The sequence below is a fragment of the Paenibacillus sp. FSL W7-1279 genome (assembly GCF_037969845.1).
Taxonomy (GTDB): domain Bacteria; phylum Bacillota; class Bacilli; order Paenibacillales; family Paenibacillaceae; genus Paenibacillus_AQ.
Genome location: NZ_CP150215.1, coordinates 3,140,870 through 3,164,499 on the forward strand (window position 1 = coordinate 3,140,870; position 23,630 = coordinate 3,164,499).

A 23,630-nucleotide genomic window follows, 5' to 3' on the forward strand; every position below is an offset into this window, starting at 1 on the left:
AGAGAAAAAAAGATGGAGCTGAAACCTTTGAATACAACATTGATGATCGAACAAGGCAAAGAATATTGGTTGAATGAACTGCAGCTACCTTTACCGGGATTCTATCTGTACACCGATGGTCCAGCGCATCTTCAGCAGCAAGAGCTTGATCGCACGACGTTGAAGCTTCATATCGAAACCGGTAAAATCAAGCGGTTCCGCGATTCATATGACTTGAAGGCGTGGATGCTCACAAGCTATGTGGTGTTTCTATACCGAATGACTCACGATACCGATTTACTGATCGGCGTGAACAATGAGAAGGGCAATCTCCTTCCGTTGAGAGTTAACTTAAGCGGCAGCGATTCATTCGCACAGATCTATGAGCACATTTCCGCCAAAATGGAGCACATAGAAGTAAGCAGCTATTCGCTTGAGGATATAGAAGGATTCACCGGTCAGCCGCTCCCGCTCCAAACGATCTATGGCCATAATGGGAATGGTTATGCTTATAGCTCCAGCTGGCTGAACTGGATGGTTCAGGAGGAGAAGAAGGACGAATGGACGCTCTATGTATCCTATGCACGACCATTGTATCGAGAAGAAACGATCGAAAAATTTAGCAGGCATTTTGAACAGCTTGCAAATGCGGCTCTTGAACATATGGATGTTCCGGTTAGCCGTTTGCCTATGCTGACAGAAGAGGATAAGAACGCGTACTCGATACTCAATGACACGAAGAAAGAGCTCCCGAAGGATCCTACCATTGTGTCGATGCTTGCTTCCATTGTGGAGAGATTTCCTAAGCGAATCGCGCTATCGACAGGTCATGAGCAAGTATCGTATGAGCAGCTTGACCGGTTGTCAAACCAAGTTTCACATATGCTTATAGACAAGGGACTGCGTAAAGGCCAATTCGTCTCGATATTTATGAAGAGGGGCCTGGATACAATTGTCAGTATGCTCGGTGTGCTCAAGGCCGGCGGAGCCTATATCCCGCTGGATCCATCACATCCAGATGAAAGAAATGCTTATATTATCGAGGATACCGAATCGGCGATCATTCTGACGCATCAGGACTTCACTGCCAAGCTGGATGGACTCCTGGCTGGTTTTCAACCGAAGCCAGAGTACTTCTGTCTGGATGAACAATTCCTTTCGTACTCGGAGGAAGCCTGTGGCGTCCGCGTTGAAGGCGATGATTTGGCATATATTATCTATACCTCCGGTTCGACGGGCAAACCGAAAGGGGCCTTAATCGCCCATCAAGGCGTCGTGAATTTGGCACTGGCCAATCAAGAGAATTTACAGATGAGTGAACAGGATATCATTCTTCAATATTCCACATTCAGCTTTGATGCTTCCGTATACGATATATTCGGATCGTTGGCTTGCGGTTCACGACTGCACCTTCTTACCGATGAACAGCGTTTCTCCATAGACGCCTTTACGGAGGCCGTAGCAGAAACCAAGGCAACACGTGTCGCCATATTGCCTACGGTGTTTTTTAATCAATTGGCAGCGTATTTGCCTGTGGAAGACACACATAAATACCGGAATATCAAGACGATCGTCGTCGGAGGGGAAGCGCTGGCCGGAGAAACCGTTCGGATGTTCCAGAAAAAGCTGCAGATTCCAATCGTGAATCTATACGGCCCAACGGAAACGACGGTTGTAGCAACAGGGCATGTCGTTGATTATCCGGTTCCGGACGATCTGGCCACCGTGTATATCGGGACGCCTTTTGCCAACTATGAATTATATATTGTGAATGAACATAACGAGTTATGTCCAACTTGCGTAACCGGAGAGCTGCTGATCTGCTCGGTCGGCGTAGCCAAAGGGTATCTGAATCAGCCTGAGAAAACAAAAGAAGCCTTCATTCTGGATCCGATAACACCGGAATCAGGAAAACAATACTACCGTTCCGGAGACTTGGTTCGCCTGCTGCCGAACGGACAAGTGGAATACCGGGGGCGTAAAGATTCGCAGGTGAAGATCAGAGGCTTCCGGATCGAGATTGGGGAGATCGAAGACAATCTGGCGAAGCACGAACAAGTAAAAGACATCGCGGTTATTCCGAGAATGGACGAGGACGGAACCAAAATGCTAGCGGCATTCTATACAACCCATAATGGACAAGCAGCTTCTGCTAAGGATTTGGTGCAATTTTTAAGTCAGAAAGTACCTGGTTACATGGTTCCTAAATACATGTGTTTCGTGGAAGAAATGCCGCTATCCCCGACCGGTAAGATCGACCGTAAGAAGCTGGCAATGTACGAATTGTCGATGGAGATGGAAGAGGATGACTCCCACTACGAGGCACCGGTTAACGATATTCAGCGGGATGTTGCTGCGGCTTGGGAACAAGCACTTGGACAAACCAAGATCGGCATCCACGACGATTTCTTCGATATCGGCGGGTATTCTCTGAAAATACTGGAGATTCTGGTGCTCCTTAAGCCGCAGTATCCACAGTTGAAGATCAATGATTTCTTTGTGTATCCGACGATTGCAAAATTAGCGGAGCGAGTAGAGGAAATGGGGCAGGTAACCATCCCAGCCGATCAATTAGAAGATAGGGATCTTCCTATTCAGGATTTGGCTGAGTATCCGATCTCTTTCCCGATCAACGATGGTTCGGAACAACCCATCTATCACCAGCAGCATATTTTGCTGACAGGCGCCACGGGATATTTGGGGTCACATCTGCTGTATGAACTGCTCAAACAATCGACCGCTACCGTATACTGTCTGGTTCGACCAACAAAGCAGATGGAGCCCTATGCCCGCCTTGAGCAGATCATGACCGGATATTTTGGCGAAGAGGTCAAGTCTCGAATGGACAAAAGGGTGATTGCGATTCAGGGCGACTTGGAGCAGGAATATCTCGGGCTCGGAGCTGAAGACCTTGCCATGATTGAAGCACGCATCGATTCCATCATTCATTGCGGAGCCGAAGTGAAGCACTTTGGCGATTCCGACTATTTTGCTAGAGTCAATGTGGAGAGTACGGACCGTTTGTTGACTTTGGCTCAGAGAAGACCGCATATCCGCTTTCACTTTATTTCTACGCTTGGGATCCCTGAAGATTTGGCACTGGGCGGTCAGTGGGATGCCATCGTTGCCGGAACGGGATATGAAGAGTCGTCCATTGAGAATGTCTATACGAACAGCAAGCTGGAGGCAGAGAAGCTTGTCATTAAAGCCGGTGCAGATCGAGGCATTCCATCATCGGTTTATCGCGTGGGGAATTTGTCCTGTAACTCGGAGAATGGAATTTTCCAGAGAAACATCGATAACAACGCGTTTTACCGCATGCTGAAAGCGATGCTGCTGTTGAAGAAAGCGCTCGGTGTGAGATGGGAAGTAGATATTACGCCGATTAACTATGCCGGGGAAGCCATTACCGCACTGCTGCTTCAGCAGGAAACGGTCGGGCGGGTGTTCCATATCTGCAACCCGGTTGCCATTCCTTATGAGGAGATGGTGGAGCATTTCAAAGCCTATGGATATGACATTTCGGTGATGGACTGGAAGGAATACGAAGCATGGTTATTGGATCCTCAGCAGCCGAAGGATAAGGAAGGCCTTGAGCTGGCGATGGCCCAATTCGAAGGCGACGGAGCCAAGAATTCCATCTACCGGTATACTTGTCCGCAAACCTCGGAATTCCTCAAGCACACAGGGGTAAAATGCGCTTTACCGGACAAGCTGTTATTCGAAAAAATGATTGAATATGCCGCTGGTATTGGATATTTCGTGAAGCCGGAGTAATCACAGGCAGGCAGCAAGCATGAAACCGCGAGAAGCTCTCGCGGTTTTTTTTGTGGTCAGGATCAGGCACAGCATGCAAATATTTTTTTTGTGGCGGGAGTGTGGTACGATCATACTGATTTAAGTCCAGTAACACCAAATGAGGTGGCCCATGAATCACGAACATTGGAAGCAGGCAGAAACCGCACTGGCTTGCATGGATGTTTTCAAGAATGGAGAGAACGACCCTGTAACGATTGAAGGCGAATCGGATGACCTGCGCTGCATCGGAATCGGTACGGATGCTGCAGTATTCGTATACGAACCTTTGCCGGCTTATGCGTTTAAACTGTATGCTGCGGAGGCGCAGCCTAAGAAGGAAGCGGAGATTAAGGTCTATCAAGAGTTGGTAGGCAGCCCCTATTTTCCTGTATTTTATGGAGCAGGTGAGCGTTACGTGGCGATCAGCCATGAATCCGGATTCACTCTGTACGACTGTTTGCTCTATGGTATGCCCGTTCCGAGGCAGGTCATCGATGATGTTGAAGCAGCACGCTCCTTTGTGCGCAGCAAGGGCTTAAACCCGCGGGATATTCATTTGAAGAATGTACTGCTGCAGGAAGGGAGAGGGAAGGTACTCGATGTATCGGAGTATATTCAGGAGGGAAACGACAAGCGCTGGGAGCATCTCGTGTGGGCTTACGACAACGTATATCCGCTCCTTGAGGGCAAGAAGTTACCGCTCTGGGTATTGGAGGCCGTGAAGAACGGATATTACCGTTTAGACCCATCCAGTGTGAATATGCAGGAATTTGCAGACCGGATTGGACGACTGTTCTTCAGAAAATAGGATAACCGGAACTATTCCAAACGGGGTAGGAGCATTCCCCGCTTAGCAAACGAAGTGCTATCATCAGAACATATAGCGGATTCAATCCCCCTGAAGCTGTAACGGTTCCAGGAGGATTTTGGTTATTAGAAGATACTCCAGTTCATCTCTCGGGATATGGTCTGCAGCAAATGCACGCCGGCATAGCTGTTGCCCTTGTCATTCAGTGCTGGGCCCAGCACACCGATTCCATAACGTCCGGGCACAAAAGTTAAAATGCCCCCTGAAACGCCGCTCTTGGCGGGCAACCCTACCTGAATAGCGAATTCTCCTGATGCGTTGTACATGCCGCACGTCGTCATAAACGTCCTGGCGATTTGAACATACCTTCTAGGTATGAGCGTGTTGCCGGTAAGCGGATCCGTACCGCTGCAAGCCAGCACTAATGCCATTCTGGCTAGATCGGCGCAATTCACAGCGATTGAGCAGTGCCGAAAATACACCTCTAACACCTCTTCAACATCTCCGCATAGAACCCCGTTTTCCTTCAAAAAGAATGCTATGGAACGATTCAGATTCCCGCTTTCCGATTCTGAACGGTAAACGCCCAAGTCATATTCCAAGCCAGCGTTGCCGGATAGCTCTTGAAGAAACTGAAGAATTCGGTCGGATTTCTCGCTCGGGCTGCCTCCGTGAATTAAGGAAGAAACGGTAATCGCGCCTGCGTTAATCATCGGATTGAAGGGAATGCCGGGCCTTATTAACTCCAGCTTCAGCATGGAATTGAAGTTGTCTCCGGTCGGCTCCATGCCAACCTTGCTGAAGACGGCATCCTCTCCATTGTCCATCAGGGCTAATATTAACGTAAACACTTTGGAGATGCTCTGCATCGTAAAGCGCAGCCCGCAGTCCCCGGCTGTGACGGATTCACCCATGGTGTTCAGAAGGGTGATGCCCAGAGCAGCATGCGGAGCTTTCGACAGCTCGGGGATGTAGGCGGCGACTCTGCCTCTGCTGACACATGGCAAGCTGGCTTCCAGCCAGCCGGGAAGCTGCTGTCGGATGGCTTCGATTTCGGTTGGCCTCATCTGTCAAACCCCTTTCTTGGTGTTAAACACCTTATAAGCCCGCCATGGCCGTGTCCATGCTGCGGGTTTTGGTTTTGTTCTGAGTAAGCATGCTCGTGTTCGTGTACTGAACAAGTTTGTTAAGCTTTATGTAAGGTTCGTATAAAAATCGTGTAAGGTTCGCCTTTTATAATTACATCTGTGCTTAACTAACGACAACTTGAAGGGGAACGCCATATGACAGCCATATTACAAGCAAAACATGTAGAAAAAACATTCGGTAATCAAGGGAATCAATATACGGCATTGCACGATATCAATCTTGAAATTCAGGAAGGCGAGTTTGTCGGCATCATGGGACCATCCGGGGCAGGCAAATCCACGCTGCTGAATATTTTCTCGACGATTGATGCACCGACGGCAGGCGATATTACCATTGCCGGACAGCATATCGTGGCGATGAACGAGGAGCAGCTATCGGATTTTCGCCGGAATCAGCTCGGCTTTATATTTCAGGACTACAACCTACTGGACACACTCACGGTCAAAGAAAATATTTTGCTTCCACTGGCGTTGTCCAAGGTGCCTGCAGACGAGATTGAGAAACGGGTTAACGCGATTGCTGATACGTTCGGCATTCGCGATATCTTGAACAAATATCCTTATCACATCTCAGGTGGTCAGAAGCAGCGTACCGCGGCCTCGCGCGCCATTGTGGCCAATCCAAGCCTCATATTGGCGGATGAACCGACAGGGGCGCTGGATTCCAAGTCGGCAACCAGCCTGCTGCAAAGCTTAAAGAAACTAAATGAGATCGATCGTTCCACCATCATGATGGTCACTCACGATGCTTATGCTGCGAGCTACTGCAAACGTGTCATTTTTATAAAAGACGGACAGCTTTACCAGGAGCTTCATAGAGAAGACCAACTTCGCAAGGTGTTTTTTGAACAGATTCTGGAGGTACTGGCTGCACTTGGGGGTGAGCACGATGACACTGTTTAGCATAGCCAGAAAAAATATCCGTAAAAATTTCACCAATTACTTTTTGTACTTTGCTTCGATGATTTTTAGTATCGTCATTTACTTTACTTTTGTTTCATTAAAATATGATACTGCCATTCAGTCCGCAACGGAGGGATCGACAAAAATAAGTTCAGCCTTTAGCGGTGCCGCCGTCGTGCTGATCATCTTCGTGGCTATATTCATTTGGTATTCCAATTCCTTCTTTACCCGCAAGCGCAAGAAAGAAGTCGGATTGTATTCATTGCTCGGTGTTCGGAAGAAACAAATCGGCCGGATGTTATTTTATGAAAACTTTCTGATGGGTGTGCTGGCTCTACTAGCCGGGATGGTTCTAGGCTCCGTGCTGACGAGATTCTTTGTATCCCTGTTAATGAAGGTTATGGGATATGATGCGGTGTCGAATTTCTCGATATCGCCTGCGGCCATCATCAATACCACCACCGTATTTATGATTATTACGCTTATCACATCGCTGCAGGGTTACCGATTGATCTACCGGTTCAAATTGATTGAATTGTTTCATGCGGATCAGGAGGGAGAACGGGAACCGAAGGCTTCATGGATCACCGCTATATTGTCTCTGGTATTCATAGGCACCGGATATTGGCTTGCTATGCAAAATCTGCTGGAATCCAAGGCTTGGGCGGCGATGGGATTCATGTTAACGCCGCTTGTCATCCTGATGACCGTGATTATCGGAACGTATCTGCTGTTCAGTACCCTGACCGTTACGTTGTTGAAATTGTCCAGAAGCAACAAGAACAGATTCTGGAACGGGATGAACATGATAGGTGTCTCACAGCTTCTATATCGAATCAAAGGCAACGCGCGAACGCTCACCATCATTGCCGTACTTAGCGCGACAACACTTACCGCTGTTGGGACGGCTTACAGCTTTTATTACAGCAATGCAAGCAGCGCCCAGCAAGCGAACCCGAACAGCATGATGTGGATCTCCCATGACAGCAGCGTGACCAAACGCGCAGACGAGCGGATCGACTCAGCTGCGCATCATGAGCTGTTATATCATGTGTCCGTCCCTGTCCTTGAAGTGGATGCTGATGTCAGAGGGCTGAACGATGTTTTTTCGCATGATATCCAAACATACAGCGTCATCTCCGAGCATGATTTTAACGAGCTGGCGAAGGTGCAGGGCCGCAAAGATACCCTTATTTTAAGCGGAGAAGAGGCCGTTGCCTTGGACCCAGCCTATTACGAAGGAATTTCACCGACGTATGTGGGTTCTACGGTCACGCTTAACCCGGACAAGCAGGAGCAGCAAATTACCTTTAAGGAATTGAAGAAATTCAGCGTGCTGAATATGGGGACCGTCTATTCTACAGTGGTCGTAAGCGACGAACTGTATACGCAATTGCAGAAACAGAACAACACGATTTTGCTGGAGGCTTATGGCATATCGAACCAAGATAAAGCGAAGCAGTTGACGGAGGATCTAGAAGGCATCTTACCGGAAAGCGCCTCATTCGCCAGCTATTATCATGATTATGCGAGAGGTATGGAATCGTCAGGCCTGTTGATTTTTATGGGAGGATTCCTGGGACTTGTGTTCCTTACGGCGACAGGCAGCATCATTTATTTCAAGCAATTGACAGAGGCCAATTCGGACAAAGCAAGATATCAGATATTATACAAAATCGGCGTAAATCGGCGTGAGGTTAAAAAGAGCATAGCCCAGCAAGTGCTGTTCATCTTTGCTTTGCCGCTTGCTGCAGGCATTGCGCACTGCGCTGTCGCACTATTTGCGTTGTCTAAGCTTCTGCATATGAATCTTGTGATTCCGGTCGTGATCTGTATGGTCGTTTATACCTGTGTTTATTTGATCTATTACGTTGTTACCGTTAGGTCCTACTATAAAATCGTAACCAAAACATAATAACCAATCATAAAGGAGTACAGTCATGAAAAAAACGTTGATCTTCGGCGGCATTCTTGTCGCCATCCTCATTGGATTTGTTGTATTCATTCAAAATGTAAACATCAATCGCCTCGGAACAGAATCATATTATGTGCAAATCCAAGATGGAAACCGAGTGGAAGACAAAGCGGATAACGGAGAGAAATACATCTACTACGAGTACAACCTGGAGGGGTTCGACAAAGAAGGGAGCGCGAAGACGTTAACCTTTAGGGCAAATAAAGAGCTGCGAAAAGAAGCGTACTTGCGTTTATATGTTAAAGAAAAGGGAGTCAGTTCCTATCAAGAGGTACAGGCAAACGAAATTCCGGAAAAAGCCAAGATGAAGCTTGAAACGTTAGAAAAATAAGGACGATATCAGAGGGAGAGAATAACGTGACTCATCTAAAAGAAAGAACGACGAGCCTATCGAAGAAGGCTATCATTAGCTCACTTGTTTTGACATTGACTGCATGCCCGCTCATCAGCGCGGGTCATGCAGTGGCAAAAGCCGTTTCCCCGACTACAATTTCACAAGTCTCTGCGAGCGTTGAAGCGCATGCGCCGATTCAATATCATATTCAGGCGAGACTGAACGAGAAGAACATGACGATGCAGGGAAGCAGCATGGTTACCTATCGTAACACGAGTCAGGATACGTTGAATCAGCTGGTATTCCATACCTTTGCCGATGCCAACCGTTCGAAATCGACGCAGACGTCCATGTTTAAACGATCGAACGAAGAAATCAGCAAGAACCATCCGGAGAAGAAGCCCGAAGATTTTCTCGGAGGTATTGATATTCAAGGAGTGAACGCTAACAGCCAAGCTCTCGAGTTTCACAACAAAGATCAGGCTTTGATTATTCAATTGAAGGAGCCCTTACAACCGGGAGCAACGATAACGGTACATATGGACTTCTCTCTGAACATTCCGTTTGGTTCGCAGCGCTTATCGTATTACCAGGATATTGTGAATGGCGCTCACTGGTTTCCGGTCATGTCGGTCTATGATGAAGAGAAGCATCAATGGAACACAACCCCTTACAGTCCAACGTTCGAAACCGATTATTATACTTCCGCAGACTATGAAGTAGAGTTCAACGTTCCCGACGATTATCAGGTGGCGATGCCAGGCACGATAACGACACGGAATGACGTGGAACCTGGCCGTAAGGTTGTTTCCGCTATTTCCAACAATACAAGGGAATTCGTATTTTTTGCCAGTCCCAATTTCAAAGTGGACAGTGTTACCCGCGACGGCTTGACGATCGAATATTTTTATTTTGATAACGAACCCGGAAAGAAACAGGTTATTGATCGGTATATCGATCAGGCATTTAAAGCGATAGAATTTTTTGGAGATAAATACGGCGCTTATCCTTATCCGGAATTCCGAATCGTCGAGTCTTACGTGGAGGGCGTGGCTATCGAATATTCACGGGTCATTCAGATGGGACAGGTTGACAGCCAGGCCGATCCCGCGCAGGACACGGTATTCGTTCATGAAATTGCACATCAGTGGTTCCATGCTCTGATCGGGAACGATTCGGAGAACGAATCTTTCCTGGACGAAGGTTTTGCCGATTTTTCCAAGGTGTATTTTGCCGAGAATCAGGGGGATAAGCTGAACGGCTTTAGATCCATTCAATTTGACGATTCCCCGCTGGAACTTGCCATTGCGTCGAGCAATGACGAGGTGGGGGATATGGCTAGCCCGGTTTATTACGATAAAGGTCGCCAAGCGATTTACCAATTGTACCATTCTGTTGGCGAAGAAAAGTTCGATCAGTTTATGAGGGAGTATTTCAAACGCTATGTTCACAAAAATGCCACGATTGAGGGACTCCTCCAAACAATTGAAGACGTGCTGGGAGAAGAAGCCCGTAACGAAATGGCCACGGCTCTATACGAACCGGGCTTTGTACTTAAGCCTGAATACCAATTGTCAGAAGAAGAGAAAACAGCTTATATGCATGACCAGTTTCAATTGTTGTATCAAACATCCTTAAACCAAATTCCAGACTTGCCCTACGAAACGATGAGCCGCATCATGGAGAAGGCTCTCCAGGGAGAGCCGTTATCGATCGTTCTGAGCGATCAAGTAAGCAGTTCAGCACGCAAGCAGCAAGAAGCCATGGTGAACCAGCTCACGATGCTCTTTGATATCAGCGGAGTGAAATATGACGTTATTCGGGACCGCCAGGTATTGAAAAAGAAATTAAAGAAAGAACTGGGGACAAGCAATCTGATCGTGATTGGCAACGGTAAATCGAATGGGGTGATCCAGGCGCTGAAATCCGGTATCATCGAGCGGGCCAACAAAATGGGCTTTGCCTGGAAGGATACCATGAATCAACCAGGTGCTTCCGGAGCGTATGCGATCAAGCATCCATTCAATCAGAATCGCCTAATGCTGCACTATTTCTGGAATGGAGATCATGTAGATGACAAGGCCTTGGAGACGTACATGGCAAAAATGCAGGAATCTCTAGGATTCACGAGCGCTTTTTATCACTACTATGTGTTGGACAAGAATGGCAAGATGGTGTTAGATAAACTGGAGGGGAATCCGCTATCGAAGTTTTTTGCGGAGGAGTAAGCTTGATGTTTGTCCCCTTCCCGAGCCATGCTCTGTTGAATAGCAGCCTGGCTGGTGGGAAAAATGTTGGTTATAGCAGGGGGTGAACGAATTGGCGTTTGATCAAAAGGTACTTGTCGTTGATGATGAGACGGATATTGTCAGGCTTCTTCAAACCGTACTGATCAAGGAAGGCATCGATCAGGTGTATACTGCTGGATCAGCGGAAGCAGCATGGGTTGAATTCCAGAAATGGCAGCCTGATCTTGTTATTCTGGATATCATGCTCCCGGACGGAGAAGGATACGAAGTATGCAAGAAAATTCGCAGCGTCTCCAATGTTCCGATATTCTTCTTATCGGCCAAGACGGAAGAAATCGATAAAATCCTGGGATTCGCCATCGGCGGCGACGATTACATTACCAAGCCATTTAGTCCGAAGGAAGTGGCTTACCGGATCAAAGCCCGATTTCGGAGACCGGATGTTACTGAGCAAGTGGACAAACCGAATCGCGTGATAAAGAAAGGCCCCTTTGAATTAGATGAAGATAAGATAGAGCTGAAGAAGAACGGCAAAGTCATTCCACTAAAACCGAAAGAGCTGGGATTGCTCACGCTGCTGCTTAAACATCCGGGTCAAATCATCAGCAAGGAAAGTTTATATGATCAGGTCTGGGGTGAGGAATTCTTCGGTTTTGATAATACCGTGATGGTTCACATCCGGAGGCTGCGGGAGAAAATAGAAGATGACCCTTCCAATCCCCGGTATCTGCTCACGGTAAAAGGCCTTGGGTATAAGCTTGTCGTAGAGGATGAATAAGGGATGAAGTGGAAGCTGACCGGCAGATATTTGGTCTCCGTGGTTCTTATCGTTGTCATCGTTATTATTATGAACATCGTCGTGGTTATCGGTTTATTCATTCTACAATCGGTGAATGAGGATCTTCCAATCTTAAATAGGCAAACCTCAGCGGAATCGATATCCCGATCCTTCCAGAAACATATCGTAATAACCGAATCGGGTGCTTCGATAAGCGAGAAGGGCAAGGAGATTCTGGAGAAGAATCAAGCGTGGGTGCAAATTCTGGATGAGGATGGCGGGGAAATCTACCGTTATCTTGCTCCGGAGGAGGCCAAAACGAAGTACGCCCCCATCGATATCGTGCAAATTTATAAGTATGTCGAGAAGGAAGTGCTGTCCACCGTTTTCGTTGGCGAAAAAAAAGGTTTCGAGCATCGTTACAGTTACTTGGTTGGATTTACGACTCCATACCTGGAGCGGCAAGTGTTAACCTTCGATTCCCGGAACATTGCTCAAATGTTTAAGGTCTTTAGTGTGTCCATCATCATTATTGATGGATTGATTGCCTTATGCATCGCTTATATCTTCAGCAAGCGGCTGACCAAACCCATGTTTATCTTAATCGACAGCATTAAGCGTTTAGCTGGTCGTGATTATAACGTCTATCATCAACCTAAGGGGATTTATAAGGACGTCTTCGCCAATATCAATCATTTGTCGGAAGAGCTGAAATCAAGCGAGAAGGAAAGAAAGAAATTGGATGCGATGAAGGAAGAGTGGATCGGGAATATCTCGCATGACATCAAAACGCCTCTTGCTTCGATTCAAGGCTATGCGGAGATGATCAAGGACACGGAATATCAGTTCTCCATGGATGAAATACGGGATTACGCCGGGATCATCGAAGGAAAGTCCAAATATTTGCGAGACGTGATTGAGGACTTGAATCTGTCGACCCGCTTGAGGAATAAAGAGCTGTCGTTGAAGAAGAAAAATGTAAACATCGTAAGCCTGGTACGCAATGTCGTCATCGATACCCTCAATGACCCCAGGTATGCCAACCGGGACATTGATTTTAGCAGCAGTCATGAGGTTATTAAAATCGAGGTTGACGATATTCTGATACGCCGAGCGATCAGCAATCTGATCTATAATGCAATTGTTCATAACCGTGAGGATATTTCGATCAAGGTCCAGGTTGAGAAGTATGATGAGCATATCCTGATCCGTATAGAGGACAATGGAAAGGGCATTAAGCAGGAGGAGCTTGGAAGAATCTTCGATCGCTATTACCGTGGGACCAATACGGGAGAACTCCATAAAGGATCAGGTCTTGGCATGGCGATTACGCATGACATTGTGATTGCGCATGGAGGGAATATTCAAGTTCATAGCACGGTTGGCCAAGGCACGGTTCTTGAAATCAAACTGGAACGGAACAGCGCCCAATAGGAGTGATGGTTTTCCGAGGATATTAGGGACCATGGCAGGAGTAAAAACACGCAAAAGGGATACACTACCGCAAAAGGAGTGTATCGCTTATGAAACTGCTTGTTAAGTTGTTGGTGCATGGAGTCTTGATTACGGCACTGCTGGTTGCACTTACCGATGCTTCGTTCACAGGCGCTGTCTTGACGGCATTAGGCATTGGCATCGTCGCTTATTTGGTGGGGGATTTATATATTCTGCCCCGAACCAGCAATATGATGGCAACGATTGCGGATGCCGGCTTAGTATTTGTGATGCTGTGGGTCATCGGTGGAGTTGCAAACTGGACTATCGATTTCTCGGAGGTCCTGCTGATTGCAGTACTTGCAGGAAGCTTTGAGTATTTGTATCATATGTGGCTCAGGGGCGAGCATTTGTTTGAAAAGAGACGGCGGGCCTCGTAACCACGGCAAAACCTCATATCGATAAATGTGCGTATACGATAAAGCCTGAGATATCAGGCTTTTTTGTTGCCAACAAAGAGAACACGCATTAAACCATAAAAAAACAAGGCTGCCATATCATGATGGCAGCCTTGTTTTTTCGATTAATCTAGGTTCCCTAATTGATTTAAAATGTCCTGTCTTCTCTGGTCAATATATTTACGTATCGTATCCGGCTCGGAGTCGAACACCTTGTCGCTCCACTTATGATTAGGGTCCTTATAGACATGGTCCGCAATCGCATTGTGCATTTTGTATACGATCGGCAGTTGACGCCTCACGGTGAATACCGACTCGAGAAACCCAGACAGGAGAGCTTTATACCTCTGCCTGTGCGGACGGAAGGATAATATTTTCTCGGTCAGCTTATTATAACCTTGAATTTTCACAAGGTCAGAATCTACTAATTTTCCATAGCAATTCCTTCCCCAAGTTCCCTCGTAGTCCCACGGGATCATGCGGTAAGTTCGGTTTTTTCCATGCTCAAACAAAGTGTAGTTCTGATTAAAGCCATCGTAATTCCCGGTTAATACCGCGCCGCATAACCACCGCAAATAATTTTCGATGTCCAGGTGCTTACGAAGATACTGCTGCAATTCAGCACCCACTTTGAGATGAATCTGCTGTACGAAGTTGGACAGCTTCACGCGATCGCGCTCGGAACCTTTGATCAGGTTATAACCCGAGAAGGAGGATTTACCGGATGAACGCTTATCCGTAAAATCGGCATTGTCGTTAACGGCATAAATAATGCTGCGCACGGGAATTCCCCGCTTGCGAAAAAAGGGAGTCTTAACTGCCTCAATATTAAGGTAGACCCCCAGATTCTCATTATTCAGATTCAGCACGCAGTGGCGGGTCGACGGGCTTGGCACATGGATAGAATTGAAAAATTGAAAGGAGAGGGCGTTTCGAATCAAGGAAGGGTCATCATATTCGGCATTGAAATGGTAGGTATATTTTGAGGTTCTAATTTCATAGGATTTTTTCGGGTATTCACGTGTATGCCCTCCGCGATAGCGAATGCGTATCGGTATCCTTTTTCCCCCGCTAACCAGCTGTGCAGGCACAAAATGATTCGACCAAATATTGCTTTTTAACTGTTCATAATCTTTGTCTTTGATAGTTATGCGATACACAGGCAAGGGCATGAAGCTACCTCCTTCAAACTGGTAGACTATCGTTGATTTTATATGATTCGATTATATTAAACCAGTTCCTTTCTATTACGGGAAACATATAAATATATTACCGATAGACCTGATGGACAATTGAGGGGTATCCAATGCGGTCAAGATAACTCCTGAAATATACCATTCATGATCTGTCGAAATATGAATCCTCGAAAGGAGCATGAACATGGCTTATAACAGGTTTGGTTTCGGGAATTTGGTAGGAAGAAACGTGAAGATCAACCGCGGCGGGCCAGATTCAATTGAAGGTCTTCTGCTCGATGCTCAGTCAGACTACCTGGTTGCAGTTGCTGATGGCGGTTTTGTTTATGTTAAAGACGATCATGTCAAGAGCATTACGGACACAGGTAAATCCGGTGGAGCGAGAGAAAGTATTGTAAATCCGATTACGGCATACAACTTCGTGGGAGTCATGCAAGCCCTGCGGTATCGCCTTGTTAAAATTAATCGGGGCGGACCAGAAAAACTGGAGGGCATCATCGTTGACGTGAACCAGAACTATCTGATCTTAACCGTAAAAGGTCAAGAGGTCGTTCACATCCCTGTTAGCCATATTAAATCGATCACGGTTGTTCGTGGCGGAGGGAATAACCAATCCGGCAGCAATCAAAATCAAAATAGCAACTCTCAAGGCAACCAATCCAACCAATCGCAATCGCAAGGCAACCGCTCAGGCGGTAACCAATCGGGGGGCAACCAAGGAGGAAACCGCGCGGGCGGCAACCAATCGGGAGGAAACCGCTCAGGTGGTAACCAATCGGGAGGAAACCGTACAAGCGGTAACCAAACGAGAGGTAACCAGACTGGCGGAGACTGGATGAATTGGACAGGCGGCAACCAATCCAAGAACCGTTCCGGCAAGCGGAATCGCAGCGGCAACCGTTCCAATAACCGCTCCGGCAACCGAAATCGCAGCGGAAAACGGAGAAGTGGCGGCGAGTAACTCATCGGTCCAATACAAACGGTGTAATGATATCCAAGTCCAGCCATCTTCTCTCACTCATTTTATATATGAAGCAATAGGAATTTAAAAGTATGTTAGTCCTCCGTAGCGAAACACCTCACATGAATCATTGCGTGTTCTCCTCTTTTATAAGGTGAGTTGCATGAATATTCCACCGATTCAGCCCCTTACCGATATCATTGTGCGTGCATTATTGATGTCTTGCCTCTGAATGAGCATTGGCTGCCGAACGCATCCAATGCTTCCTTCAGGGGAGTGTTTATCCAGTACGATGCTTGCGGTTGTAAGCCTGCACGTTGTAGTTCGATATCAACAATATATGCAGGCGCAGGGGTTAGGTGATGGTGATTCTTGATGCTTAAGTGAAGTTATTTGATGTGCAAGTCATCATGACGCAGCGAAGTTTTTTTGCGAGGAGGGAAGAGATGGAACCATTACGCTCAATGATAGGCAAACGTGTTGAGTTGGAGCTTTCGGGCTGCAAGACGATGCTTCATGGAGAATTCATTGATATGGGAAGCGACGTTCTGGTGTTATATTCCAATTCAAAATATATATATACACCAATCCATCATTTGCAGCATTTACGTTTATATGAAGAATGGGAAAACCCTGCGATGGATAGCGGTCCTGATTCTAAGATTGATCTCACCAATATTTCATATCGCAAAGTGCTGATGAATTCCAGGGGCATTTTTACTGAAATTTACTTGGGAGGCTCGCACTCATTGCATGGTTATGTGACGGGCATTATGAACGATTTCTTTGTGTATCACTCACCGATGCATCAGGCGGTTTATATTCCGGTTAACCACGTTAAATATCTGATACCGTATCCACCGAACATGACCCCTTACAGTCTCAGTCAAGAACATTTTCCAGTACAGCCTTCCGGTGTTGCGCTGTCTCGAACTTTGGACCAGCAGTTAAAAAAGCTCGAGGGCCAGCTCGTCATATTTGATCTCGGCGAACAGCCCCACAAGAAAGGCTTGCTTAAATCCGTAAATGATAAAATCATTCAACTGGTTCTCGCCTGCGGAAACGACATTTACTTGCATATTGATCACATTAAATCCATCCATCTGCCGTAAATCGGATAATCTAACCTTTAGAAAGTTACAGACTTCCCACTGACAGTTTATCTGGCGGTGGGGTTGTTATTTGCCTAGCCTCTGAGAAACATCATATTGTATCGTACGGGTACTAATATAATGAAGTCGCTATTTAATCAACGGAGCATTCATTCAGAGGGGGGGGCGTATCTTCTCATGCGATCAAGCAGTTGTCCATCCGTGCACGGGTTCTCGCCGCTCACAAAATCCTTCATGTAGTAGGACAGATAGTCACCGTATCGACTTTCGGTCTGAAGGAGCAGCTCATCCACGAAATAAACTCCATTCGAGATTTCGTCTTTAAGGAGCGTACATAATGCGCCATATAGGCCGCACGCAACCTGAAAATAGGTGGCGTTGGTATGATATTGAGGAAAAATGTCGTCGCTGCTTAGAACATTATACATATACCTCTCTTTGTCCGGATAAACAAGCAGGACCCCCACTAAATCTTCTCCTCCGACTTCACCGTTCGCTGGATCAAGCACCTGGTGATCCCATTCCCATATTTCGTCGATATCCTCAAGTTGGGAACGGATTAAATGAATGGTATAGTCGCTCACGCGGTAGATAAAACCTGTCTCCATATCGAATGCTTTGCCGAGGGTCAATACTTCCTCATGTGGCATTAATGAGCCATAGAATTGTTTATTTCCCAATGTGACCTTGAATTCAAGCTCGTATACTGGAAGATGCATTGTGAACGGAATGTGATGTTTCATAAACATCGGATAGTTGAGTATGGCTTCATCAAGAAAACATTCGGGTGACCAGGTCGAATAAATCGTACGCTCTTTAACGAGTGAAGGGTCTTTATATAGTGAAGTATCATGTTCAACGATATAGCAGGCAATCGGTTTCTCGTCAGGTGTTTCGTTCATTAACTTGATGGCCATCCATTGTACAACACCAGGATTCATACCGGAGCCGATAATAGCTGCTGATTGCGCGGTTTGCTGCCGGCCTTCCTGAAAAATCCGGTAACGTTCCAAAAGTGAATATTCTGCAAGACTTTCATTCTCATCCACTTTCGGATTCTCGAGCGCGGTATTAATGTAGTGCACACCGGAGTCTTGGCAGCAAGTAAGCATATCGACCGTATCAGCCCAGGATACATCGATTACGTGCGTGGTGTTGGTATTTCGCAAATGCTGACGAAACAGTTCCAATTGATTCAAATCGAATTGGTGCAGTGTGGCATGCTTTAGCAGTTTCGGCATGAATGATCGATAATGAGCCGCATCTCTCTGATTCAGGTCTATTAAATGAATCTTGCTGTGCTTTATAAAGGAATGAATGGGGTCATGGCTATCTCCAAGGCTTTTCTCTAATACCGAGAGGATTGCTTTAGCGACTCCGCCGGAACTGCCAAGTATGCTGATAACGATTCGGGGTTGTTTCATATTCTATCAACTCCTTTCTAGTAATAGAGTATTCATCGAGTTGAGAAAAGGTCTGTACGAACGCACATTCAGCGTATGATCTCGTTCGATTCACGATATGTACATAACAAGCTGAGCTCACAGACAGAAAGAGAGAGCACTGAAGGATGTGCGTGTTATTCATCGTTTTATAAGAATGATGAACAGCGCGCGCCACTGATTTTCAATGCTCTCCACGAATTGTTGTTACTGTTGTTGAATGTTCAGTACAGCCATTGAACCCAAAAAGCCAGAACCACCAATGTAAATAATAGTGTAGGAGGGATGGTTAGGACGGTTACTTTGATATAATCCTTCCATTTGATATTGACATGGTGCTGTTTAAGAATATGAAGCCATATTAATGAAGCCAGAGTACCCATGGGTAGAAGCAACGCTCCAATATCACTGCCGATTACACTGGCAAGATAAGAAATCTTGAGCGTTAGCGGATCAAGGTTCATATTGGTTAAGGTGATGGTTCCTACCATCAGGGCGGGGTGATTGTTGAAGAGGATCGATAATAACGAGAGAAGGCCACCCATTAATAAGCTGGCATTTAATAAGTCTGTTGAAACGATAGGCTCGAAGAATTGGATCAACACTTTCGTCAAACCAATATTATGAAGGGCATAGATGAGAACATACATCGCAAATGCAAATACGAGAATATGCCAGGGTGTTTTTTTTAATAAATCGTTCGGAGGTATTTTCAGAACGATCCATCTCCATGACAATAGAATGGTTGAGCCGAGGATAGCTACAATTTCGATAGGTATCCCGAAGTAGGAAGCGACAAACAAAGCGACTCGAACGGTAAAAACAAACAGGAGAACATTACGCATAAACTTATTGCGCTTGTGATTATCTTCTGGAGAAATCATAGTACCGCTAAGAGGATGCTTTCCACTGCTCATATGTTTTTTCACATGAAGTTTACGCGGTATCTGACGTCTAAAGCAGAGGAATAGCAGGCTTACGAGTAACAAAAGCCCGAGGGTTGCTGGAACAAACATCATAATGGTATGCATATAAAGATCCATGTCCACAATTTCTAGAGCGATTAAATTTACGATATTACTCACACCTATAGGTGCACTTGATGCAGTGGCTATGAGTGCACCTGAGAGTAGGTATGGGATTTTTTCATGATTTTTGAGTCCAAGTCGCCTGAGCAGAATAAGCAGGATCGGAGTCGTAATGAGAATACTTCCATCGTTGTTAAAGAACAGAGTCATTAGAAAGCATAAAATATTGACATACCAGAACAGGCGAATTCCCGACCCTCGTGCCCTGGCCGCCAAGCCCTCGGCAGCCCAATTGAAAAAGCCGAAGCTCTCAAGTATGATGGCCATGACAATGGTTGCTATGATCGTTATGGCAGCACTGCTTATGGTTGACCCGATCGTTAGGAGGTCCGGTAACGATACGCTCCCGCATAGTACAACGATTGCAGCACCAACGGAAGCGGGTATGGCTTCATTTAAGCCATTTGGGCGCCATATGATTAGAACCATTGCGATAATAAAAGCTGCAATTGTCAGAGTGATCACTGCTGGACTGAACATGGGTGTCTCACTCCCTTCTATCATTGATGATAAGAGTTAATTAGGAATCTTTCTTTTCGGGGACCACGACACTAATAAAAGCAACTTTTGTAGCCTCATCCTTAATAGATTCCATAGGGAGTTGTTTAGGAGGCGTTAGGAGAGTGTAAAGCCCCCAGCCTGCCAGTAAAATAACAATGAGTACGATCACAAATATCACTCCTCGCTTTGACTTATTCACTTTTTCGTGATGATACCTACCATTCATAATTAGTAGATAGATATACTCTATTTATATGTATCGAGGACTGGCAATGCTCTAATGGATTTGCCTTGATCGTGCGATATTCCGCGATTGTTGAGCTGCATCTGACCAGATCACTAGATCGGTACTGTGACATTCTATATTTCGTAAAATAGAGAGGGGGACTAGATTTGGTTTATAGATGTCGATAAGTGTAATGAAAGGGCCTTTCCCGAATCACCTGGATAATGGTTCAGGTTAATAGAAGCGAATCACGCCGCATGGAGCGTCGATAAATAACCCCATTGCTAGAAATAAGCAATGGGGCTGATTATTTTCTTAAGGCTTGGCATTTTTCCAGTAAGCATACGCATGCACCACGCTACCGGTAAAGGAAGGTGAATCCTTCAATAAATCAGGCAGCTTGGCAAGCTCTTCCTCCATGTAAGCTGCTCCTTCTTCATAGAAGGTAATATGATCGCCTTCATGGCTGGCTTTGATTTCTACGGAAATCTTGATCGGTTTGCCCAGCTCATCGGCAAATGCGATCTCTTCCTTAGCTACGGCGACAATTCCGTTCGATCCTTCCGCTGCATCCCGGAAGGCCATGAGAGAAACATGGTCCATTCGGTTGATCATCCACTTGCTGAGTGACATATCTTGTCCGGGAACTTTGTATTTATCCAGCCACACGGGCATATCCATGCTTGCTTCCAGATTGGAATCTTTTTTCAATTCCGTAACAAAGGCATCCAGATTCGCGGTCCATTCGGAAATAACCTGCTGCGAATTTTCCCTCCATGCAGGCAGCACATAAGGCTCAATGTCCAAATGAATGCCATGAAAGCGCTCATTGCCTTCCACAGCGCGATTGTAGTTCTTCACATAATTGACCAATCGCATCATTCTGGGCCGGTTCTCCTCAAGTGCCCATATCGGATGGCCACCCATGGCATGGACCTCGATTCCGGCTGCAGCCGCTTGTTTAACAAACGACGAGTACGAACTGTACGGTTGCTCCAGGTCCAGCCTTACATAGAGCCAGTTCAAGTTTTTCTCTTTCGCAAAATCAAGAATTTCCTGACTGTTTTGAATTACTTCATGGGCTTCCCATATATATGTGCCTCTTACGATAGAGTCCCGTGTAACGGGATCAGCATCGGGCACGCGATCGCCTTCTCCCGGTTCAGGATTCGGATCGGGGGCCGGTGATGGGGAAGTAGGGTCCTTATCGTCTGGCGGCACGCTCCCATCATTAGACATGTTTTGCCAGTTGCGAATATCGTGGATAGCGATCCCGGCAAAGGAAGCATATGAACCGAGCGCGCTGGACAGATGTTCCAATTTGGCGTTCATTCTTTCCTTACCATGTCCATAAAAGCTGGTGTGAGGCTCACCCGGCATTTCCTTCGTGTTAACCCCGATAAGAATCTGCTTGCCAAGCCTGTTGGCAAGCTCAAGCTCATCTCGCGTCAGGTTCAGAATGCCATGCTCGGATTCTACTTCGTTCCGATAGGCCATAACGGTAACATGGTCAAATGTACCGATCAGCCATTCATTCAGACTGGTTCCATTACTCAGAGTGTATTGATCAAACCAGAAGGGGATGTCAATTCCGAGCTCCAGGTCGCTCCCGGATACTTGATTCAGGAACACCATAAGATTTTGTTCCCAGGTGCTGATGATTATGTCCTGCTCATCCTCCCACTGGGCAAGTACATACGGCTCTATATCAAGATGAATGCCGTCAAATCGGGCGCCGGCCGAAACCTTGCCGTTATAGTTGATCACCCAATCGGCGAGTCCGAGCATATCCTCCCGATGTTCGGTGAGGGCCCATCTTGGATCTCCTCCTAAAGCATGCACGGCAATTTGATTCTCATGCGCACGCTGTATAAATGCCTCGTAAACTTCGAACGGCATTTGACGATCAATCTGTAGGAAGATTAGATTAATTCCTTCTTCGCGGGAAAAATCAAGCAGTTCTTCGCCGCCATCCTGAATCAGATCCGTTTGCCAGATCCAAGTTGCTTTTGTTGTAGCATTTTCTCCATAAGCCGGGGTTTGAAGCCCCACCAGAAGCATGACAGCCAACAGGCCGGCAAGCATCGGGTAACCTTTTACTTTCATGTTTTCCCTCCGTTTCTCTACGAGAACTCCACGTATTCTCTATTTAGTAAACGGGGTTATTATAGCATTGATGCCTCAAAAAAAGATGAGACCTTGTTCTTACGGGACAGGTGGCAAGCAATAGATCGAACAAATGATCGGTTTAAAAGGAACTATGATATATTTGGAAAAATATAACTAAATTATATAAATTATATGAATTTAAACAAGATTAAGGCTAACTACTCAGGAAGAAAGTTGTGTTTTTGGCTTCTATATGGCCTAGTGTCACTGTTTATAATGAAGAGCATCATTAAATTTATGGGTTATGAAGGAGATTCTAATGCTTTCATCATAGCGGCTAGTAATTTAAGGGAGAGGAGCACCTAGTAGAGGTGGTAAGTAAGATTTTATCATATGGAAATGAATCGTAATGTTGATTTCGAAAAGCATTCCCGTATACCGTTTGGCATTCAAGTCCATCCTAGGACTAAAAACATAAGGGTGGGCGCACATGATTAATTTGGAATCGAGATTGGAGAATATCGAAGACCGTTTTGTGAATATAGACACCTATCTATGTAAACATGAGTTTACGTTAGCCGGCAATTGGGATTATAAGCATGGTTATCTGGACAGGCGCTTGGATCAGGAGCGGATGGTGTGGCTTCGGATCCCTTTTCTGGTCACCAAAGGCAGCCTGGATGGCGAATGCGGCGGTTGTCATGCTACGATAAAGCTCGGCCGTCCATTCGTATTTAGACATATATACAATACGGGAACCGACAAGCATGCAGCACCTCGTTTATTAGGAGCACTCTTTGATCAATTCCAGGCTCCGATCGACCCTGACGCATCGGTGGACGAGATGTGGATTGAACAAGCACGAAAAGTCTTGGATGAAGTGGAGACAGGGTACTTGCACTGATACTCGGCGCTAACGAGGAGATCAAGTTTGCTTGATCTCTTTTTTTATAGTTACATCATAATAAGCAAGGAGCTCTGACGTTTGCTGCGGTCAAAGGGCTCCTTTTTGTATGAGTGAACAGAATAGGGGGATTAAAGAATATCCTTTGAAAACTTAAGTATTTTCGTAAAAGCGGGCTCAATGTTAAAACATCCTGATATAGTTGGAGAGACTGGCTTCAATATGTG

General features: G+C 46.1%; 18 protein-coding genes. 12 read left to right on the plus strand and 6 right to left on the minus strand.

Features of this window, described 5'->3' with window-relative positions; all coding sequences use genetic code 11:
• Window positions 1–27 precede the first annotated feature (27 nt).
• Window positions 28–3,756, plus strand: a complete 3,729-nt coding sequence (locus MKY82_RS14040; protein WP_339296347.1) for an amino acid adenylation domain-containing protein — start codon at window positions 28–30, stop codon at window positions 3,754–3,756.
• 151 nt (window positions 3,757–3,907) lie between these two features.
• Window positions 3,908–4,585 carry a serine/threonine protein kinase gene (locus MKY82_RS14045; protein WP_220685539.1) on the plus strand — a complete coding sequence of 226 codons (678 nt, stop codon included), beginning with the start codon at window positions 3,908–3,910 and terminating at the stop codon, window positions 4,583–4,585.
• 125 nt (window positions 4,586–4,710) lie between these two features.
• Here MKY82_RS14045 and glsA read toward each other — a convergent pair whose 3' ends face one another.
• Entirely contained in the window at window positions 4,711–5,652 is a 942-nt protein-coding gene (gene glsA / locus MKY82_RS14050; protein ID WP_339296348.1) for a glutaminase A, read from the minus strand.
• 216 nt (window positions 5,653–5,868) lie between these two features.
• Between glsA and MKY82_RS14055 the strand changes: the two genes are divergently transcribed.
• The 7 genes from MKY82_RS14055 to MKY82_RS14085 all read left to right on the plus strand — a co-directional run bounded on the left by MKY82_RS14055 (window position 5,869) and on the right by MKY82_RS14085 (window position 13,846).
• Window positions 5,869–6,636 carry an ABC transporter ATP-binding protein gene (locus MKY82_RS14055; RefSeq protein WP_339296349.1) on the plus strand — a complete coding sequence of 256 codons (768 nt, stop codon included), beginning with the start codon at window positions 5,869–5,871 and terminating at the stop codon, window positions 6,634–6,636.
• Complete coding sequence (locus MKY82_RS14060; protein WP_339296350.1) at window positions 6,623–8,551, plus strand: ABC transporter permease; 1,929 nt, start codon at window positions 6,623–6,625, stop codon at window positions 8,549–8,551. Before MKY82_RS14055 ends, MKY82_RS14060 begins: the two co-directional genes overlap by 14 nt.
• Window positions 8,552–8,576: 25 nt before the next feature.
• The gene (locus tag MKY82_RS14065; RefSeq protein WP_194542333.1) at window positions 8,577–8,942 is read left to right on the plus strand and encodes a YxeA family protein; all 366 of its coding nucleotides are present in this window, start codon (window positions 8,577–8,579) and stop codon (window positions 8,940–8,942) included.
• A gap of 26 nt (window positions 8,943–8,968) precedes the next feature.
• Window positions 8,969–11,173 carry a M1 family metallopeptidase gene (locus MKY82_RS14070; protein ID WP_339296351.1) on the plus strand — a complete coding sequence of 735 codons (2,205 nt, stop codon included), beginning with the start codon at window positions 8,969–8,971 and terminating at the stop codon, window positions 11,171–11,173.
• 91 nt (window positions 11,174–11,264) lie between these two features.
• Entirely contained in the window at window positions 11,265–11,972 is a 708-nt protein-coding gene (locus MKY82_RS14075; protein ID WP_339296352.1) for a response regulator transcription factor, read from the plus strand.
• Window positions 11,973–11,975: 3 nt separating this feature from the next.
• Window positions 11,976–13,406, plus strand: a complete 1,431-nt coding sequence (locus MKY82_RS14080; RefSeq protein ID WP_339296353.1) for a HAMP domain-containing sensor histidine kinase — start codon at window positions 11,976–11,978, stop codon at window positions 13,404–13,406.
• Window positions 13,407–13,495: 89 nt separating this feature from the next.
• A complete protein-coding gene (locus MKY82_RS14085; protein ID WP_194542337.1) occupies window positions 13,496–13,846 on the plus strand; it encodes a DUF2512 family protein in 351 nt (116 codons plus the stop codon).
• Window positions 13,847–13,989: 143 nt separating this feature from the next.
• On the opposite strand, the gene MKY82_RS14090 is transcribed toward MKY82_RS14085, so the two are convergent.
• Window positions 13,990–15,036 (minus strand): CotH kinase family protein, encoded by a 1,047-nt coding sequence (locus tag MKY82_RS14090; RefSeq protein ID WP_339223600.1) that lies wholly within the window; start codon window positions 15,034–15,036, stop codon window positions 13,990–13,992.
• Window positions 15,037–15,244: 208 nt separating this feature from the next.
• Here MKY82_RS14090 and MKY82_RS14095 point away from each other — a divergent pair, with 208 nt between their 5' ends.
• On the plus strand, window positions 15,245–16,021 hold the full coding sequence (locus MKY82_RS14095) for a hypothetical protein (RefSeq protein WP_339223602.1): 777 nt from the start codon (window positions 15,245–15,247) through the stop codon (window positions 16,019–16,021).
• A gap of 446 nt (window positions 16,022–16,467) precedes the next feature.
• Window positions 16,468–17,133, plus strand: coding sequence for a DUF2642 domain-containing protein (locus MKY82_RS14100; RefSeq protein WP_339223604.1), 666 nt, complete (start codon window positions 16,468–16,470; stop codon window positions 17,131–17,133).
• Between the two features lie 149 nt (window positions 17,134–17,282).
• Here the strand turns inward: MKY82_RS14100 and MKY82_RS14105 are convergent, their stop codons facing one another.
• The 4 genes from MKY82_RS14105 to MKY82_RS14120 form a co-directional block, all read right to left on the minus strand.
• On the minus strand, window positions 17,283–18,557 hold the full coding sequence (locus tag MKY82_RS14105) for an S-adenosylmethionine decarboxylase related protein (RefSeq protein ID WP_339296354.1): 1,275 nt from the start codon (window positions 18,555–18,557) through the stop codon (window positions 17,283–17,285).
• Between the two features lie 242 nt (window positions 18,558–18,799).
• Window positions 18,800–20,143, minus strand: coding sequence for an arsenic transporter (locus MKY82_RS14110; protein ID WP_339296355.1), 1,344 nt, complete (start codon window positions 20,141–20,143; stop codon window positions 18,800–18,802).
• Window positions 20,144–20,183: 40 nt separating this feature from the next.
• Window positions 20,184–20,333: a hypothetical protein gene (locus MKY82_RS14115; protein WP_339223609.1), complete on the minus strand. Its 150-nt coding sequence runs from the start codon at window positions 20,331–20,333 to the stop codon at window positions 20,184–20,186.
• A gap of 372 nt (window positions 20,334–20,705) precedes the next feature.
• Complete coding sequence (locus MKY82_RS14120) at window positions 20,706–22,496, minus strand: hypothetical protein (RefSeq protein WP_339296356.1); 1,791 nt, start codon at window positions 22,494–22,496, stop codon at window positions 20,706–20,708.
• Between the two features lie 493 nt (window positions 22,497–22,989).
• On the opposite strand from MKY82_RS14120, the gene MKY82_RS14125 reads away from it, so the two are divergent.
• The gene (locus MKY82_RS14125; RefSeq protein WP_113058021.1) at window positions 22,990–23,403 is read left to right on the plus strand and encodes a YugN-like family protein; all 414 of its coding nucleotides are present in this window, start codon (window positions 22,990–22,992) and stop codon (window positions 23,401–23,403) included.
• The last annotated feature ends 227 nt before the right edge of the window (window positions 23,404–23,630 follow it).

Excerpts from the sequence above, each read along its gene's own strand:
- MKY82_RS14125 (WP_113058021.1), top strand. The coding sequence starts at position 22,990 with ATGATTAATTTGGAATCGAGATTGGAGAATATCGAAGACCGTTTTGTG.
- MKY82_RS14055 (WP_339296349.1), top strand. The coding sequence starts at position 5,869 with ATGACAGCCATATTACAAGCAAAACATGTAGAAAAAACATTCGGTAAT.
- MKY82_RS14065 (WP_194542333.1), top strand. The coding sequence starts at position 8,577 with ATGAAAAAAACGTTGATCTTCGGCGGCATTCTTGTCGCCATCCTCATT.
- MKY82_RS14095 (WP_339223602.1), top strand. The coding sequence starts at position 15,245 with ATGGCTTATAACAGGTTTGGTTTCGGGAATTTGGTAGGAAGAAACGTG.
- glsA (WP_339296348.1), bottom strand. The coding sequence starts at position 5,652 with ATGAGGCCAACCGAAATCGAAGCCATCCGACAGCAGCTTCCCGGCTGG.
- MKY82_RS14045 (WP_220685539.1), top strand. The coding sequence starts at position 3,908 with ATGAATCACGAACATTGGAAGCAGGCAGAAACCGCACTGGCTTGCATG.
- MKY82_RS14080 (WP_339296353.1), top strand. The coding sequence starts at position 11,976 with ATGAAGTGGAAGCTGACCGGCAGATATTTGGTCTCCGTGGTTCTTATC.
- MKY82_RS14085 (WP_194542337.1), top strand. The coding sequence starts at position 13,496 with ATGAAACTGCTTGTTAAGTTGTTGGTGCATGGAGTCTTGATTACGGCA.
- MKY82_RS14120 (WP_339296356.1), bottom strand. The coding sequence starts at position 22,496 with ATGAAAGTAAAAGGTTACCCGATGCTTGCCGGCCTGTTGGCTGTCATG.
- MKY82_RS14100 (WP_339223604.1), top strand. The coding sequence starts at position 16,468 with ATGGAACCATTACGCTCAATGATAGGCAAACGTGTTGAGTTGGAGCTT.
- MKY82_RS14090 (WP_339223600.1), bottom strand. The coding sequence starts at position 15,036 with ATGCCCTTGCCTGTGTATCGCATAACTATCAAAGACAAAGATTATGAA.
- MKY82_RS14060 (WP_339296350.1), top strand. The coding sequence starts at position 6,623 with ATGACACTGTTTAGCATAGCCAGAAAAAATATCCGTAAAAATTTCACC.
- MKY82_RS14105 (WP_339296354.1), bottom strand. The coding sequence starts at position 18,557 with ATGAAACAACCCCGAATCGTTATCAGCATACTTGGCAGTTCCGGCGGA.
- MKY82_RS14110 (WP_339296355.1), bottom strand. The coding sequence starts at position 20,143 with ATGTTCAGTCCAGCAGTGATCACTCTGACAATTGCAGCTTTTATTATC.